Annotated in this window: 8 protein-coding genes and 16 tRNA genes; 3 read left to right on the top strand and 21 right to left on the bottom strand. The window is 59.0% G+C overall.

All coding sequences use genetic code 11. The features are described 5' to 3' along the window. Positions 1–72: 72 nt before the first annotated feature. Positions 73–1,302, top strand: coding sequence for a hypothetical protein (locus M9Q49_RS15585; protein WP_254509717.1), 1,230 nt, complete (start codon positions 73–75; stop codon positions 1,300–1,302). A gap of 11 nt (positions 1,303–1,313) precedes the next feature. Here M9Q49_RS15585 and fhcD read toward each other — a convergent pair whose 3' ends face one another. The 20 genes from fhcD to coaD form a co-directional block, all read right to left on the bottom strand. Next, positions 1,314–2,201, bottom strand: a complete 888-nt coding sequence (gene fhcD, locus M9Q49_RS15580; RefSeq protein WP_254509716.1) for a formylmethanofuran--tetrahydromethanopterin N-formyltransferase — start codon at positions 2,199–2,201, stop codon at positions 1,314–1,316. Between the two features lie 58 nt (positions 2,202–2,259). After that, positions 2,260–2,335: transfer RNA gene (locus M9Q49_RS15575), tRNA-His, on the bottom strand. Positions 2,336–2,360: 25 nt separating this feature from the next. Next, positions 2,361–2,432, bottom strand: a tRNA-Arg gene (locus M9Q49_RS15570). A gap of 142 nt (positions 2,433–2,574) precedes the next feature. Further along, positions 2,575–2,657, bottom strand: a tRNA-Leu gene (locus tag M9Q49_RS15565). Positions 2,658–2,735: 78 nt separating this feature from the next. Beyond that, positions 2,736–2,806, bottom strand: a tRNA-Glu gene (locus M9Q49_RS15560). A gap of 70 nt (positions 2,807–2,876) precedes the next feature. Continuing rightward, positions 2,877–2,952: transfer RNA gene (locus M9Q49_RS15555), tRNA-Leu, on the bottom strand. A gap of 19 nt (positions 2,953–2,971) precedes the next feature. After that, positions 2,972–3,046: transfer RNA gene (locus M9Q49_RS15550), tRNA-Asp, on the bottom strand. Between the two features lie 144 nt (positions 3,047–3,190). Next, positions 3,191–3,263, bottom strand: a tRNA-Val gene (locus tag M9Q49_RS15545). 13 nt (positions 3,264–3,276) lie between these two features. Continuing rightward, positions 3,277–3,347 (bottom strand) — tRNA-Gln (locus M9Q49_RS15540). Between the two features lie 15 nt (positions 3,348–3,362). Then, positions 3,363–3,435 (bottom strand) — tRNA-Asn (locus M9Q49_RS15535). Between the two features lie 17 nt (positions 3,436–3,452). Beyond that, positions 3,453–3,526, bottom strand: a tRNA-Pro gene (locus M9Q49_RS15530). 18 nt (positions 3,527–3,544) lie between these two features. Then, positions 3,545–3,615 (bottom strand) — tRNA-Gly (locus M9Q49_RS15525). 49 nt (positions 3,616–3,664) lie between these two features. Beyond that, positions 3,665–3,737, bottom strand: a tRNA-Lys gene (locus M9Q49_RS15520). A 29-nt stretch (positions 3,738–3,766) separates the two neighbouring features. Next, positions 3,767–3,839 (bottom strand) — tRNA-Ile (locus M9Q49_RS15515). Between the two features lie 138 nt (positions 3,840–3,977). After that, positions 3,978–4,049: transfer RNA gene (locus tag M9Q49_RS15510), tRNA-Lys, on the bottom strand. A gap of 189 nt (positions 4,050–4,238) precedes the next feature. After that, positions 4,239–4,311, bottom strand: a tRNA-Glu gene (locus tag M9Q49_RS15505). Between the two features lie 18 nt (positions 4,312–4,329). Next, positions 4,330–4,401 (bottom strand) — tRNA-Phe (locus M9Q49_RS15500). Positions 4,402–4,798: 397 nt separating this feature from the next. Next, a complete protein-coding gene (locus tag M9Q49_RS15495) occupies positions 4,799–5,356 on the bottom strand; it encodes a pyridoxamine 5'-phosphate oxidase family protein (protein WP_254509715.1) in 558 nt (185 codons plus the stop codon). A gap of 252 nt (positions 5,357–5,608) precedes the next feature. Next, the gene (locus tag M9Q49_RS15490) at positions 5,609–10,381 is read right to left on the bottom strand and encodes a hypothetical protein (RefSeq protein ID WP_254509714.1); all 4,773 of its coding nucleotides are present in this window, start codon (positions 10,379–10,381) and stop codon (positions 5,609–5,611) included. A 207-nt stretch (positions 10,382–10,588) separates the two neighbouring features. After that, entirely contained in the window at positions 10,589–11,086 is a 498-nt protein-coding gene (gene coaD / locus M9Q49_RS15485) for a pantetheine-phosphate adenylyltransferase (RefSeq protein WP_254509713.1), read from the bottom strand. Between the two features lie 143 nt (positions 11,087–11,229). On the opposite strand from coaD, the gene M9Q49_RS15480 reads away from it, so the two are divergent. Together M9Q49_RS15480 and M9Q49_RS15475 are read left to right on the top strand one after the other, a co-directional pair. Then, the gene (locus tag M9Q49_RS15480) at positions 11,230–11,628 is read left to right on the top strand and encodes a hypothetical protein (protein WP_254509712.1); all 399 of its coding nucleotides are present in this window, start codon (positions 11,230–11,232) and stop codon (positions 11,626–11,628) included. Between the two features lie 239 nt (positions 11,629–11,867). Next, positions 11,868–12,722 carry a hypothetical protein gene (locus tag M9Q49_RS15475; RefSeq protein WP_254509711.1) on the top strand — a complete coding sequence of 285 codons (855 nt, stop codon included), beginning with the start codon at positions 11,868–11,870 and terminating at the stop codon, positions 12,720–12,722. 22 nt (positions 12,723–12,744) lie between these two features. On the opposite strand, the gene M9Q49_RS15470 is transcribed toward M9Q49_RS15475, so the two are convergent. After that, positions 12,745–14,982: an APC family permease gene (locus M9Q49_RS15470; protein ID WP_254509710.1), complete on the bottom strand. Its 2,238-nt coding sequence runs from the start codon at positions 14,980–14,982 to the stop codon at positions 12,745–12,747. Positions 14,983–15,309: the final 327 nt, after the last annotated feature.

Here is a 15,309-nt window from a genome sequence, read left to right as displayed (position 1 = left end):
TTGACGCCGGACTTTGCGTCCGGCACAATCGGGCGAAACTCGACCAGCCAACGCTTGCCCTCTCCCATCGCCATGCCTCAGCAACCGCAGTCCTTTCGCGATTTCGGCATCCTTCCCGAAAACCTGCAGCCACCGGCGGGAGTGATCCGTGGTTACTTCTCGCGTGGCCGCATCATTGGCCAATACATCGGCACGGCGCTGGTAATCGCTTTTGGTATCGCGACAATCGGCTTTCTGCTCTGGCTTGCCGAGCCGCCGTTGAGTTACCTCGGTTGCGTGGCCGCGGTCGCTGGCTTTGGCGTCTTCGCCTACATGATGACGAAGGGAGACTACGGCCAGATCGAACTCGAGGGCGATGAGATTCGCGCGACCCATCTCTACACCGGCCGCGTGGTCAAACGCCGCGTGCAAGAGATCGAGCGAATGACCAGCATCGTCTATCACGGCGGCACGGTCGAAGGGGCCGCGATCCAAACGCTGCTGGGGCGGATCAAAGGCATGGAGGTCCGCTTTCGCGACGGCAAAACGCCGTTGCAGATTCTCCGCTCCGATCCTGCCATGACGAATGCTCAACAGCTGTTGCAGGGCATTCTCTATCGCATGTCGCAGATCGATGAACTCGAGCCGGAGATCGTGCAGACCATCAGCGGCCCGCTCGTTCGCACTATTTATTGGAAGGCCGAACCGCCGGCCGATCTACGGCAGAGAACTCCGCTAACCGCGCTTGTCGTAATCGCCATTCTCGCCGGCCTTTTCCTGGGACCAATCCTCGCGTTTATGGGCGCGGTTACCAAGGATGAATTCGAAGTGCTGCAGCGGCCACCGCAAGAGATCTCCGCAGCCGACCTCATCGAGAATGGCCCTGGCGACAACCGCCACGTCTCCATCACCGACTTCGAGCCCGGCGGCTATGTGGTTGAAACCGAGAACGATAAGTGGCGGGAAGTTTGGGTCGCGATGTATCCCGATGGTGCACCGCAGGACAAGATCGAACTGGTCTTTTCCTCGAAGGTCATCAACAACGATGCCATGCTGCGGCAGTTCGTCGCGCAGAAAAAGATCACCGGCATTTGCACCAAAACGCGGCGCAGCAGTTGGGGAGCGACGCTCGGCCCGGAACTGGTGAGGTCGAATCAAAACGCGCCGCTGGCCAATCCCTGGTCGGTGTATGAGCTGCGCGAGCCACCGAGCGCAGAATTCGTCAGGGGAATCTACATCGCGGCCTACAGCACCTTCGGCGTGGTGATTTTCATCGCCCTCGCCGTTTTTGCGAAAGATCTGATCGCCAGTATCAGCGGCTGAGCGCCGGATCATCAGCCCAGCAGCTTGTGCAAGTGAAAGTGAAACTTGCCGAGCTTGCCGCCGTAGTTGCCTGCCGAAATCGACACCACGCCGTCACCGGCTGCAGCCCGCATTGCGGCTGCCATCGCCAGGCCGACGGCGGCTTCACTCTCACCGTCAACGACTACTTCGTAAGCGCAGTTGGCGTCGGGATGCAGCTTGCTTACAACCCGGCCGCGGAGCGTCGGGCAATAAGCATCGGCCGTCGAAGCCTTTAATGCTTTGTAGCGCGAGCCAACTTTGCTTCCCGACCGCGCGACTCCTCCCGGAAAAGGAGCGATCACGCCCGGTAGTGCTGCAACCGCTTCGGCTGCGCGCCGGGCAGCAGCCAATGCGGTCGTCTGATTGATCCCTTGCAGAATAATGTTGCCGCCGGCGACGCCACGTTCGATGCCCATCACATCATCGATCACAAACTCGCCGTCCATTACCGGAATCCGCCAGTAACGACGCTTGCCGAGCTTTTTGCTCTTTTGAAAACCATCGCCAAAAAAGCGAATGTGTTTGCCAAGCGGAATTTTTGTTTCGCTGTTAGGCAAGCCATCGAAGACCGCCGTCGATGGCGCTGTCATCAAGCATTGGCCGGCGCGGTTCGGAATGGCCTTCGCCAGCGCATCGGTCGAGAAACCGAATAGCAACACGCTCGCCCCGACCCGGCCGTCCGGCGTTTCTGCAGTCGTCAGCTGCCGCTCAATGCCGATCTCGGCGTCGCAAGCGATGACGCTCGCGCTATAGCCGCAGAACTCGCGCAGCGCAGCATCGAGCCAGTACGCATCGGCAGCCGTTACGATCAAACGGCAGTAGCGCATGCCGAAGGCTTCAGCAAAGGTATCGTCGATCCAAGTCGAACCGAGTTGCACGGCGAAAACAGCGCGAGAGAGGGAAGTGATAGGTCGGTTGAACCTAACGTATCTCGCAGGGTGCTGGAAGGGAGTCGAACCCTTACCTCCTGGTTCACAGCCAGGCATGCAGAGACCTCTACACCACCGGCACCATATTGGCAGCTTTGCCGAATCGAGTAGCTCGACCAGGACTCGAACCCGGACCACCTCGTTCGAAGCGAGGCATGATTTCCTTTTCACCATCGAGCTATGCGATGCATGCACTGAGCTTTAACTCACAACCACACGCACCGAGTCGCGGATTCGGGGGTCGCACCCGACTGGCAGAGCTTATGAGACTCCGCAGGACACTGGCCCATCCGCATAAGTTTTTCGTTCACTCACCAATCAGTAGCCAAGGGGAGACTCGAACTCCCACGCTCTACGAGCTCGGCGTTTTGAGTGCCGTGTGTTTACCAGTTACACCACTTGGCCTTGCGCGGGAGGCGAGGGGCGAGAGGCGGGAGACGAGGGAAATGCATAGTCTTCCCCCGTCTCTCGCCCCGCCTCCAGTGGCCCGTATGGGAATCGAACCCATATTGCCGGACTGAGAACCCAGCGTCCTACCACTAAACGAACGGGCCGTTCTTACTTCTGCATTCTTCTTTCTGCCTTCCCCCGCCTCCCACCTCCCATCTCTCGCCTCTCGCTCAATAGCACGGGTGGGAGTCGAACCCACAGAGTCACGAAGTTCTGAGCTTCGCCGCTTTCCCAGATTGCGTACCGCGCCATCCAACAAAACCAAACAGCGTCCCCAGCGGGACTTGAACCCGCGACCTCCACCGTGACAGGGTGGCGAGCACTCCTGGCTGCTCCATGAGGACAATTCCGTAGGCGAGTCCACTCCGTGACTCGCAACAGTCGTTTGGCAATGGACCGCGTCAGCGAAATCCACCAATTCACGACTTACGCGCCTACGTTCGTTTGCCAAACATGTGTTGCGAGTCACGGAGTGACTCGCCTACAAGTAGTCCCGGGTGGACTCGAACCACCGATCGTCACTTTGTAAGAGTGCTGCCGTTGCCGCTGGGCCACGGGACCATATCCAACTCAGCTCGGGGGGAAGGAATTGAACCTCCATCTCCTGGTTCAAGGCCAGGCAGCCTGCCGTTAGCCGACCCCCGAATATTTTTCAACAAGCTGTGGCGGCAGGAATCGAACCTGCGAGCGCGTGCTTAACAGGCACACTGCCGTACCAGCACGGCACACCACAAAACTCCGATTGCACAATCAGGATGGCTGGATTCGAACCAGCGATCTCGTGCACCCGAGGCACGCGGAGTAGTCCACTTTCCTACATCCTGAAAAACTTCGTTTCGAAAAGCGCCCAGTGGGAATTGAACCCACATCTCCGCCATGGCAAGGCAGTAGGTTGCCGTTACATCATGGGCGCGTTTACTAAGGATCAACCAAATTGTCAACGAACTCTATCTTTCACCGAGTGGGACCAGAGGGACTTGAACCCTCACCAACCTGGTTAAGAGCCAGGTATGCTGCCGCTAACACCTTAATCCCGTAATTTTCAACTCGTTTTGCATCTCCAGTTGGCGCGGCGGGAATTGAACCCACCACCGTCGTCTTATAAGGACGCTGCTCTCACCGCTGAGCTACGCGCCATTTCGTGGGCGTGTCACTCCGTGACTCGCAACAGCCATTTGGCGCGTGCTTCGCAATGCTCACCGCGTTGTCTTTCGATCGCACCTCGACCTGCCATTGCCAAACATGTGTTGCGAGTCACGGAGTGACTCGCCTACATAGGGCCGGAGGGACTCGAACCCACACCGGACGGATTAAAAGTCCGTCATGCTGCCGTTACACCACGACCCTGAGGTATCAGGACGTGGCGTTTGTAGTAAGCGTCGCGATGCATCGTTTGTCTTCCTGTTTTCGAATCCTGGCTCACGCCAATGAATATCAGTGGTAGTTCTGAGAATCGAACTCAGCGATCCGCGGTTATCAGCCGCGGTCAGGCACACCAGCCCGCAACTACCAAACTCAAACTCGTCACGTTGTCAGCAGCCCGTGTGGGAATTGAACCCACCTCGCCGCTTTGAAAAAGCAGCATCCTGAACCGATAGAAGAACGGGCCAAGCAGAAATCTCATCAGTGGGTCGGGAGGCGCTCGAATCCTCGTCTGCTGGTCTTCAGCCAGCCGCTACACCGTCTCAGCTACCAACCCAAAGCAATCAAAACGTTCAAAAAGTCCACGAAAAAAGCCCGTTGTCTTGCGACACCGGGCTTTAGAAAGCTCGTGCTGGTCTCGAGACCAGGTGTCACAAGTGCAGGGGACGACCGATAAAGTTCAGTGGTTTTTCAATCGAAAAACCGCCGAACGTATCGCGACGTTCTTGCAAATGAATCACACCTAGCCGCATGATCGACATCGAACGAATTCCTGACCCGAAGACTGCTTTGTATTTTTGTTGGCGACTGTCAGCGTATCTGACTGTCTGTAAGTAAGACGAACGACTCGCAGAGAGGTTCGCGGCCGATTTGAAATTTTATTTGCCGGCCAAAAGAATGATGCGCAGGAGTCATAGGTTATTCCTGCGCATCTTAGAAATTGTGTGAAGCAATTATTTGCTCAACGTGCCGTGTTTGCCGGTTGTTTGCACGCGGCTGCCGCTGACCACGGCGGTGAGCAGGTTCAGCAGGTACGACGTGTTCGACGGGCCGTCCCAGTATTCTGCCGAAGTAACCTGCACGCGGATCAGCGCCAGGTTCGGATCATCCGGGCCGTTGGGATACCATCCCTTCGCGTGAATGTTCCACAGCTCGCGGGCTTTTTCGGGATTGTGTTCGGCGTGAGCTTCGCCGGTCACGACGACGTAGCGGTTTTTGTTTGGTGCCGCGTAGGTCATCAGCACGCTAGGATTCGTTTCGAGTTCGGCCACCTTGAGCGACTCGGCATCAGTCATAAACCAGAGCGAGCCGTCGAAATGCTTCGCGTCGAGTTCCTGCGTGTACATCGGGCGGGCGTGCGGTTTGCCACCGCTCGGAAACGTAGTGAGCATCGCCACCCGGATATCGCGGATCAACTCCGCTAGTTTCGCGATGTCGTGTTCGGTGTCTTCCTCGCCGGCGAAGGTGCCGCGGGCGTTGTCGTTGGTGGCTGGAGCATGGAGAGTGGTCATTTCGGGCCTCGCTGAAGTTTGAGGAAATTCGGTTACCCTCAGAACTGCAACGCTCATGCCCAGGCGAGATCTGGCCGCATGCATCAACGGCTGCCGCTGCTAACCGCTACCTCCGGACCAGGGGAATATATAACAGGTTATGAGGTTTTTGTTTTGTCGTTAAGTCATTCCTGAGCAATGACTTGCAAAGATTTTCTGCCGATGGGCTATAACCTTTTATAACTCCTGCTATAACCCTGCCGCAGCAATCGCTCAGCTGCCGCTGGCTGGCTGCATCGCCTTCATTTTCTTGATTTCGTCTTCCAGCTTCTTCTTGTCCTTGGCCTCGTCGCTCCGCTTCTTGGCTTCTTCGGAGAACAACGGCCCGAGTTGCAGGTTCTTGGCGACCTTCGGCTTCGGTGCTTCGATGACGAGCGGTAGGACAAAAGGTTCGCCGAGGCGGCCGACCAGGTCTCGCGGTTGGATTTGGATTTCGAGATCGTAGATTCCCTCCGGCAACCCTTCGGGGATCGATTGCGTCACGCGGAAGGTTTCGCCGGGGTTGTCGAGAATGGCGAGGACTACCGGCTTGCCGTCACCGATTGGCTTCGCGCCAGGCCGAGCGGCCATCGAAACGCTGATGCTCGCCACGCCCACGCCGTTGCCGTCGCTCACCTGACCGTCGATCATGATCGGCGGTGTGAGTTCCTTCTTGGCATTCACGACGATCCGCTTCGTTTGCAAACTGGCTTTCACGATTTGCGGCGGCTTGCGATCAAAAATGATCGGCAGCGAATGGAGCGCATCAGGTGATGATAGATCGCTGTTGCCGCGGACGACGGCGAGCAAGTTTGCGCGAGTGTCGTCTTCGGGATCAGTATCGACGACGAGCGGCACGTTGTGAAAATCATCGACGTTGGTGAAGAACGTCAGCACGCCGCCGCTGGCCGTGCTCTTTAGTTGCACTTGAATGTCGCGGTCGTGATAGATCCGCCGAATCGGCTCTTGTCCCTCAAGCCCGATTTCGATGGCAGCTCCCTTGGCGAATGCCGCGGCCGTGATGTCGGCTTGCAGGTCGAACGTTACTCGCTGTTTGGCCGGCCGACTGTCGAGCTTGATGGCAGCAAATGGATGATCGCTGCCGCGAAGGAGCGTTTGCACGACCAAGTCCGGTGGATTTTCCGGCGCGGTGACCAGCGTGAAGTGCGAGCCGGGCTTGGGGACCAGAAACATCTGCTTGTCGTGCGTCAGCTGGCCGATGTGCACGCCGGCGAGGGTGTCTTGCTTCACGTCGATTGCCGAAGTCACGCCGCTGTCGTTCAGTTGCAGGCGATAGACGATCGCCCGCGGATAGCCGTCGATGTGCAGCGGCAGCAGCACCGACTTCACGGCGCTTGGAACGTCGCCTTGAAACTGAGCGACGAGTTTTCCCGGCGGCAACTCGGCTTCGAAGCTTGTTGGCGGACCGAGACGGCGATCGGAACGATCCCAGATCACCTTCAGCGGATTGGCTTCGATCTGCATGCCCGTGGCGAGGTCATGCGAAATCAAACGGACCTGAAACCCGAGCGAACTGCCGTCGTATTTGAACTGGCCGACCTTGTAGAGCTCGTGCGGAGCATAAGGCCGCAAGTCGAGCCAGCGGACAAACCGCTCGTTGGGATTATCGACGTTCGTGATTACGCAAATCAGTCCGCCGGTCACATCCACACTCGCGGCAGGCGTCGTGCCATCGGGGCTCGGCGACGGAGCGTTCTTCATATCGAGATTCACGGCGATCGCCGGCGAATCTTTGTGCGGCAGCACCAGCGGCGTTTTCGCATTCGTTTCGGCCACGACACCGGCCGCGATTTGCGGCGGCAGGCCGTCGCGCATCGAGCGGATTTGTCGTTCGAGTGCTTGTAGCTCAGGCAAAAGTTCGCGGGCGTCGTTGAAGACGCGATCGCGGAGCGTGCGCGGAGCGCGGACGAGTTGCACGCGAACCTTCTTGTCGTCGCTGGAAAGATTTCGCAGCAGGAATTTCAAAGCCGTGTTGCGATTGGGATAGAGACGCAGCTCGGCACCTTGCTTGTTGTCGGTTTCCGCGCCGGCGATGGGCTCAGATTCGTTCCAGCGGTGAACGGGGACGATCTTGAGATCGATTTCGTTCGGCAGCTTCAGCCGGCATTCAGCATCGTCGGTCGCCTTGATGCCGCCGAAGTCGACGTTTGCGGTGAGGAGCACGCTTCCTTGGCCTGTCGATTCCACGCCCTTTACTTCAAACGTCCGCCGCCATTCCTTACTGCCGCCGATGTAGACTTCGCGGTTCTTCACGGCAGCCGAGCGGGCTTCGGCGTCGACCACTTCCAGCAGCTTGGAATCGTGATCGAGCGAGAGTTTCACCTTCAGATCGGCTGCGGCGATGCGGTCGGACGTGACCTGAATGTAAACTTGCACGCGCTGCGGCTTGTCGCTGAGAAAAATCTGCTTCGGCTCGAGCGTGACGCGCACCGTATCGACGGCGGGCTCGGGGAGAAACGGCTGCGTGAGGAAGACGGGCGAATCGGTGATCTGCGATGCATCGCGGCCGTCGACCAGCAGCAGCCAGTGATACAGGTTGAATTGCTCGCGAGCCCGATTGCGATCGGTCAAACGTTTGAGCCCTTCTTGCTGCTTCTCCACTTGGCTCGGCAACTGACCGAGGAAGGTGCGGAACTGCGCGCCGATTTGCAGCGCGGCTTGCGGGTTGGTGTCGAAGCCGCGGCCGAGGAGTTCGTTGAGCTGACTCAAACAATAGCGGGCCGAACCGCCGAGCGTGCCGTCGGATTTGGTCACACCGCGGTCGCGCGTATCACCGCTGAGGAGTTTGATCACCTGCATTTCGGCGGCGACCTGATCGGGGAGCGATTCAATGATGAGCGAGCCACTTCCCGCGCGACCGCCGATGACGCGATGAATTTCGTGCGGTTGCGGAGTGGTGGTCAGCGGCGGCAGCAAACGATCGAGTAGCTCCGTCCGCTCGCCTGCGGGGAGGAGCGAAGATTCGAGCAACAAACTGATCGCGAGGCCACGGCCAGGGAGCGCGACAGCGGGAGAGCTCGCCAGCGTCTGCGAGAATTTCACCAGCTTGCGATCGAGGGCATCGCGAGCGTTCTGCACTTCCTTGGCCGCGGCGAGCAGTTCGCTGGCTTGTTGCGGCTGGATCCGTTCATCGGCGGTTTTCGGCTGCAGCAAGTCGCGCAGCGATTGCAGCGCCGGTTGCAAACGCAACAAGTCGGTTTTCCAGGTCAGTCGCGCATCAGGCGAACTAAGGAGCACGCCTTGCAGCCGAACGTATTCCGGCAAGCGATAAGCCGCGTCGGCGTAGATCTTCAGCGCGCGGTTGGCATCGTGCAGGGCGTTTTTATCGGAGGCTTGAAACGACTGCCAGCCGAACGACGGACCTTCGTTGCCGCCGAAGCGGAAGCGTCGCCAGCTGCCGGCGAGATCGAACTGATCGTTGCGGCGCGATTCGCTCTGCGTGTCGCCGGCGCGAAGCAACGCTTTCAGCCGTTCGAGTTCGTCGATCACGATTTGCAGATCGGTCTTCAGCTGTTCGTTGTCGCGAGCGGTGCCGGCTCGGCAACGCTCTTCGTAGGCGACGAGATAAGCATTTAGCTTCCGCCATGCATGCGGCGCAAAATGCACCGGCGACCAACCGGTGAGTCCCGATGTTTGTTGCCAATTTTCGAGTTCATCGCGCAACCGCCAGGCTTGTTCGAGTTGCTTCGAATATTCGACGAGAAAGGCCCGATGCCGCGGCGGTGCGTCTTCGGCCTTCGGTGCGGGAACCGCTGCTGCCGGCGGAGCAACGGCCGGGGCAGCTGCTGGTGGCATGGGCATTGGTGGCGCGGCGGCGGCAGGATCTTTCGGTGTTTCCGCAGCTTTCGGCGGCGCTGGTTCAGCCGTTGGGGCTTGCAAGGCGAGGCCGAAGTTTGAAGTCGCGCTGAGGAACGCCGATTTCTTTTCGGTTGGTTTTTCTGCCGGTTTTTCCGCGGCTTCGTCTTTTGATTTCTTCGGCGTGGGCAGCGTCGGTAGGAAGACATCGTTGGCGGCGACCTTCGCATTGCTGGCCGCGTCAGAGCGCGGCAGGAGTTGCACCGATTGCCAGAACGCGCTGTCGTCTTCATCCTCGCGCAACAGCTGATAGCGATCGCGGACAAGCTCGAGCAGCTTCGGCAAGGCGACTCGCAGCGCGCCATTCGCTTTCTCGGCTTGCCAACTTTCCATCAGGGCCAGGCTGAAGACGGTCCGTTCCTGCTGCGGCGAAATGACGGTTAGTTCACCGTTGCTCGACGGCAGGATGACGCAGAGGTTCGTTGCATCTTCGGGCAAAGCCTTCGCCACGGCGGAAGGAAACTGGTTGATGAGTTGGCCGAGGCGCGGGTCGTAGTTGAAGTGAACGGCATCGAGCACGAGGACCGTTTTCACGTCGCGATTGGCTGCGAGTTGGCGAAAGAGCTCGCTGACGAGAATGGCGTTTTCGGTAGTCGTTTCGGCCAAGCCGGCGAACGAAGTGACTAGGTACGGCAGCGGCTCGGTTCCTTTGGTCGGCAACACAGCGATGCCATGCGCGCGAATGTAGAGGAGGAGCGTGTCCCCCTTGCGAATCGACTGCCGGCTGGCCGATGGTTTGCCGGCGGTGTCGAAGGTAGTGAACTCAAAACCGTCGGTCGGCGAGAAGAGTGTGTTCAAGAATGTGGTGGTTTGCAGCAGCGCTGGCAACTTGCGCGAGAGGGTTGGCACTTTCGCTGCCTGGGCCCAGTTTTGCAGCGCGGCTTCGTCCTGTTCGAGCATCGGCACTGGCGGCACGGTGGCGAGTTCTTTGCGGTCGTCGGTGATCGAGACCAGCAGCGTGCGGGGCGGCGTCTTGAACGACATCCACCAAGCGAAGATGGCCACCGCGATCATCACGAGCGCAACAATCGAAATCAGCAACCGCCAGACTTTGCGGGCGTGCTCGTCGAACACGGGACGCTGAGGTTTCTGCCAGGAACGTTTGCCGGAAGCTCCTGCCGTGTTCGCCATGGCCGCGATTTCTCCAAATCCGCTGTTCGTGAATGGCAGACCGCCAAACACTGCTCGAAAGCATACCACTTTTAGCGTGAGACGGGCCAGAAATGCTACGGTGTGCAAACCGTAGGGTGGGTCGAGCGGTACTCCGCGAGGCCCACCAGCACGACACCGCAATTTGGTGGGCCTCGCGGAGTACCGCTCGACCCACCCTACAAACTGTTATGCCAACTTCGCCCGCAGCGCCGGAATAATCTCGGCCGGCACAAACCGACTCAGCATCTCATCGTTCGCCAGCGGCGTGATCTGTTTAATCAGGCTGCTGCTGACGTGGGCAAATTCTTCGTCGGCCATCAGAAAGACCGTTTCGATCGCGGGATCGAGATGCTTGTTGGCCATCATCATGGTGAACTCGCCGGCCAGGTCGGTGAGGGGCCGCACGCCGCGGACCATCACGCGTGAGCCGCACTGGCGGACGAATTCGACGGCGAGGTTCGAGAAGGCTTTTACTTCGACATTGCCGAGGGGCCGCGTTACGCGCTCGACGAGATCGACCCGCTCTTCGGGGGTGAAGAGGGTTCGCTTCTCTGCGTTCACGCCGATGCCGACGACGAGCGTGTCGACCAGGCGGGCCGCGCGGCGGATGACGTTCATATGGCCCAGTGTGAGTGGGTCGAACGAACCGGTATAAACGGCCAGGCGGGAATCGGAGCGGGTCATAGCAGGTCTCAGGGAATGGCGGAGAGCGAGCCTCAACTTTAGCAGATTGTGCCGCGATTCGCACAAACTTAAAGCGATGTTGCGGCGAGCGGGGGAATGCGGTTCTACTCGTAGCTTCAAGAGACTTCCTGCCGAGTGAACCGATGATCCGCCGCCGCAAACTGCATCAGACTGTCTTCGTCGCTGCGGGCATTTACAACATCGCCTGGGGCATCTTCTCGTCGCTGCGGCCCAATTGGCTGTTTGAATTTGCCGAGATGCCGCGGCTGAACCATCCCGAGATTTTCGCCTGCCTCGGTATGGTGATCGGCCTGTATGGCATTCTGTATTTCGAAGTGGCCCGCGTGCCCGAGCGCGGCTGGTTGCTCGCGGCCGTGGGATTGCTCGGCAAAGTGCTGGGACCGATCGGGTTGTTTCAGTTGATCTACAGCGGCGTGTGGCCGCCGGCGACGATCGTGCTCTGTCTGACGAACGATCTGATTTGGTGGCTGCCGTTCTCGCTCTATCTATACGATGCGTGGCCGAGTAGGTCAGGCACTTAAGTGCCTGACCTACGCCATTCATGAGTCCATCGACACCTTATCCCCTTCCCAGTCAGCACCACCGGAACGCCGAAGTGCTTATTTCCCTTGCTGGTAATCGAAAAGGCGCCGGCGACCCTTCGCGCGCTGCTGACGTTTGATAAGTTGACCCCTCGCAAAGCTGCGACTACTGCCAATACACGGCAGCAGAATTTCTTCCTGAACCCAGCGAGAGGACGGCCGGCGTGGTGGATGCCAATTTGGATGGAACTGTAGCGGCTGAAGAAACCGAACTGCTGACGCCGGAATTGATCGAGGCATCGCAGCCGTTTGTCGGCCAGTGGAATCGCCTGGTCAGCACCACCAATTGGGACAAGGGGCAGATCATCAACGAGTGGCGACTGGCCCTCGTGGCTCAAGACGCCCGCGTCACGGAATACTCCGATGAAGCGTGGGGCCGATTGGTCGGCGGCGTGACAGGTCAGCACGTCGGCCGGTTGCGGCGCGTCTTTCAGCGGTTCGGCGGCACGCAAAAGCAATACGCCGGGCTCTTCTGGAGCCACTTTCAAGCGGCCCTCGATTGGAACGACGCCGAAATGTGGCTCGAAGGGGCCGTGCAACAAGACTGGTCCGTTTCGAACATGCGCGAGAAGCGTTGGGAAACGCTGGGTGCCATCGCCACGGACAAGCCGCGCCAGGATGATGTGATCGTCGCCGATAAGGACGAAGATTTCGAACCGGCTCGCAATCAATCGCCTGATCTGGCCGCGAAGTACGAAGATGTGAACGGCGACGTGCCATCCGGCCCGCGGCACGAAGGTTCCGACTTCGGCGAAGGTCCCCCCAGCAACAGTAGCGCGACCACCGACTCGTTCGCCGATCGCGACTACACCACCGGCAAACCGACGAGCGAACCGATCGATCTGGTTCGGCCGTTTGCCAATCTGCCAGCGCTCCCCGATGACCTGGGCGATGCGCTGGAGCAGTTCAAGCTGGCGATCCTGCATCACAAGACCGACGGCTGGCGTCAAGTCGCTTCGAACGATGTGCTCTATGCACTCGAAGCGTTGAAGGTGTTGTGCACGGCGCCTTCGACCGAAGAAGCGCCGTTCTAGACAACCGTTTTCACGAGCGGCTTTAGTCGCGCACTCGCGTCGGCAGAATCACCATCGGCACGCCGTCCCATTGCAGGCGGCGTTGCAGCGAGTAGGCCGTTTGGTTGTGCAGCAGCTTGCCGTACCAGGTTTCGCGCTGGAAGACGAGCTGACCGGCGAAGACGACCGCGCCCGGGAAGTCGCGATGGACGACGCGGCTAAGCTGCTCGAGTTCATCGACCACATCGGTGCCGATCGACATATACGCCCGCGACGGCAAGCCGAGGCGGCGAGCAAGGTCGACGTACTTCTCCAGCGAGTCTTCGGTGTGCATGCGGAGGTCTTCCATGGCCTCGATGCCTTTAAAGTTTCCGCTGTCGACCACGCCGACCGAAATGAAGATCACATTCTTGAAGTGATTCGGCACAAACCGCAGCGAGTTCAAAAGCGTGTGCACACCGAGGCCGCTGTAACCGCCGACCAGGATCACTGCCGTCGGCAGATCAGGATTCGGCGGTGTGAGATTGGGTTTGCCTTGCACTTCGATCGTGCCCAGCGTTTCGTCGAGACCGCGCAGCCGCTTCGACACGCCCACGTAGTAACGACGAATGAGCAGGGCCAGGCCGGTCAAAGCGCCGGTGACGAGCACCGTGATGTAACCACCCTCGAGAAACTTGAAAATGATGGTCACAACCAGGATCGAAGCGCACAGCACGGCGCCAAACGTGAACAGCGTCATCCGCATGTTCCAGTTCGGAATCTTGCCCTTCATCGGGTAGTAGTACAAACACATGCCGACCATCGACAGCGTGAACGTGACGAACACGTTGATCGAGTACATGATGAGCAGCTTCGAAACGTTGCCGCTCGTCACCATCAGCGCTGCCATCGAGCTAAGCCCGATCAGCAAAATGCCGTAGTGCGAAGACAAGCGTTCCGACAGGCTGCCGAACCAGTGCGGCACCCAACTGTCATGGGCCATATTGGCAAGGCACTTCGGCCCGCCGATGAACCCCGCCTGAGCAGCCACAAGCAGCAGCACGGCTTCCGACAGAATCGTGATGTAGCGGAACAAGCTGCCCCACCAAGGAACTTTTTCGTCCTTGATCACCCGTTCGGCGCCGCCGACGAACCACTGCACGAGCAGGTCGTTCATCGTCTGATCTTTATCATCGGCTTTGCGCAGTTCTTTCAGAGCAATCAAACCTTCCGAGCGCGTCATGGGCAATTCGCCCGCATGACTGGCATTCGTGGCGACCACTTCCGCCGTCGGACCCACGACATGGTTCTTCTTCAAGTCGAGTTCAAATAGCAGATACGCCACCATCAAGCCACCAGCCGTGATGGCCAGCGAAGCGCCCATGTAGATCATCGTGCGCTGGGCAGTCGCCACGCGCGGTTCGCGCATCACCGCCATACTGTTCGAAACGGCTTCGATACCGGTGTAAGTACCGGCACCGAGTGAATAGGCTTTGAGCAACATGCTGAGCAAAAACAGCCAGCCGTAGGCCGGGTTCTTGGCATCATTCGAAATGCTGGTCGAGACATCGCTCGCCAGGCCGCCGATGTCGCCGACGTGCATGCCCAGCACGCCGAAGATCAGCACCGCGTGAGTGACGAGGAAGACGACAAAGATCGGCGCGAGCACCGTCACCGATTCTTTCACGCCGCGCAGATTCAAAATCACGAGAAACAGAATAGCGCCAATCTCGAACGCCACCTTCATGTTCGTCGAACCACCAAAGAGTGGCGCAAACTGCGTGAGTGTCGTTCCGAGCAAGCCAAACAGCGCATCGCCGGCCGCCGCGATCGAGACCGTGACCGTCAGAATGTAGTCGACAACGAGCGCACAACCGCTGAGCGCGCCGACTCGACTGCCGAGCATTTTGCTGGCCACGAGATAGCCGCCGCCGCCGCTGGGGAACGCTTCGATGATGTAGCTGTAGCAGGCCGAAATGATGACAACGGTAAAGACCGTCGCCAGCGCCAGGAACAGCGCGAGGTAAGTGTGTCCCCGCAAATGTTCGAAGGCTTCGCTCGGGCCGTAGCACGACGAAGACAAACCGTCGGCGCCGAGACCGACCCAGGCCAGAAACGCGATGAGCGAAATATGGTTGTGGATCGAATGATCGGCGAGGTCGAGCGGTTTGCCGACGAGCAGCGTTTTGACTGTCTCATTAAAACCGGGTTCGTCGGCCGGCTCGATGGCTTTATCGGCGTCGACTTCCTTGACCGGTTCGGTCAGGTGTGTTTCCGTCGAGTCGTCTGGTTTCTGGGTCATGTAACAAGTCCGTGCCTTGGCTGGGGACACTCCATCCGAGCAGCCCGAACTCCTTGAGTTCCAGCGCGGATCGCCGCGCGAGGGAACGCAACTCACGTTCAGGAGGGATGAGCATACGCCGAATCAGCAGGATCCGGCAAATAGAGCCCAGCGTGGTAAGCGAGAAAGTTGCCCGGCTAACGAAGTGCGTCCGCCGTGGCCTGCTGCGATAGTTTTGTGTCTGGCGAGGTGAGTTAAAACTCAGTGTCTCTCTGCGAGTCTGCAGTGAGAATTCGTTGGCAGCTATTATACATTGCCGCCAGCCATAGCAAGGCCGGGGGATTTTGC

Source organism: Anatilimnocola floriformis (genome assembly GCF_024256385.1).
GTDB classification, from domain to species: Bacteria; Planctomycetota; Planctomycetia; order Pirellulales; family Pirellulaceae; genus Anatilimnocola; species Anatilimnocola floriformis.
The sequence above is the reverse complement of the archived record's forward strand: the minus strand, read 5'-3'. Positions and strand labels throughout refer to the sequence as shown.

Bases quoted from the DNA above. Each gene is read 5' to 3' on its own strand.
- M9Q49_RS15495 (WP_254509715.1), bottom strand. From the start codon at position 5,356: ATGACCACTCTCCATGCTCCAGCCACCAACGACAACGCCCGCGGCACC.
- M9Q49_RS15470 (WP_254509710.1), bottom strand. From the start codon at position 14,982: ATGACCCAGAAACCAGACGACTCGACGGAAACACACCTGACCGAACCG.
- coaD (WP_254509713.1), bottom strand. From the start codon at position 11,086: ATGACCCGCTCCGATTCCCGCCTGGCCGTTTATACCGGTTCGTTCGAC.
- M9Q49_RS15480 (WP_254509712.1), top strand. From the start codon at position 11,230: ATGATCCGCCGCCGCAAACTGCATCAGACTGTCTTCGTCGCTGCGGGC.
- M9Q49_RS15490 (WP_254509714.1), bottom strand. From the start codon at position 10,381: ATGGCGAACACGGCAGGAGCTTCCGGCAAACGTTCCTGGCAGAAACCT.
- M9Q49_RS15585 (WP_254509717.1), top strand. From the start codon at position 73: ATGCCTCAGCAACCGCAGTCCTTTCGCGATTTCGGCATCCTTCCCGAA.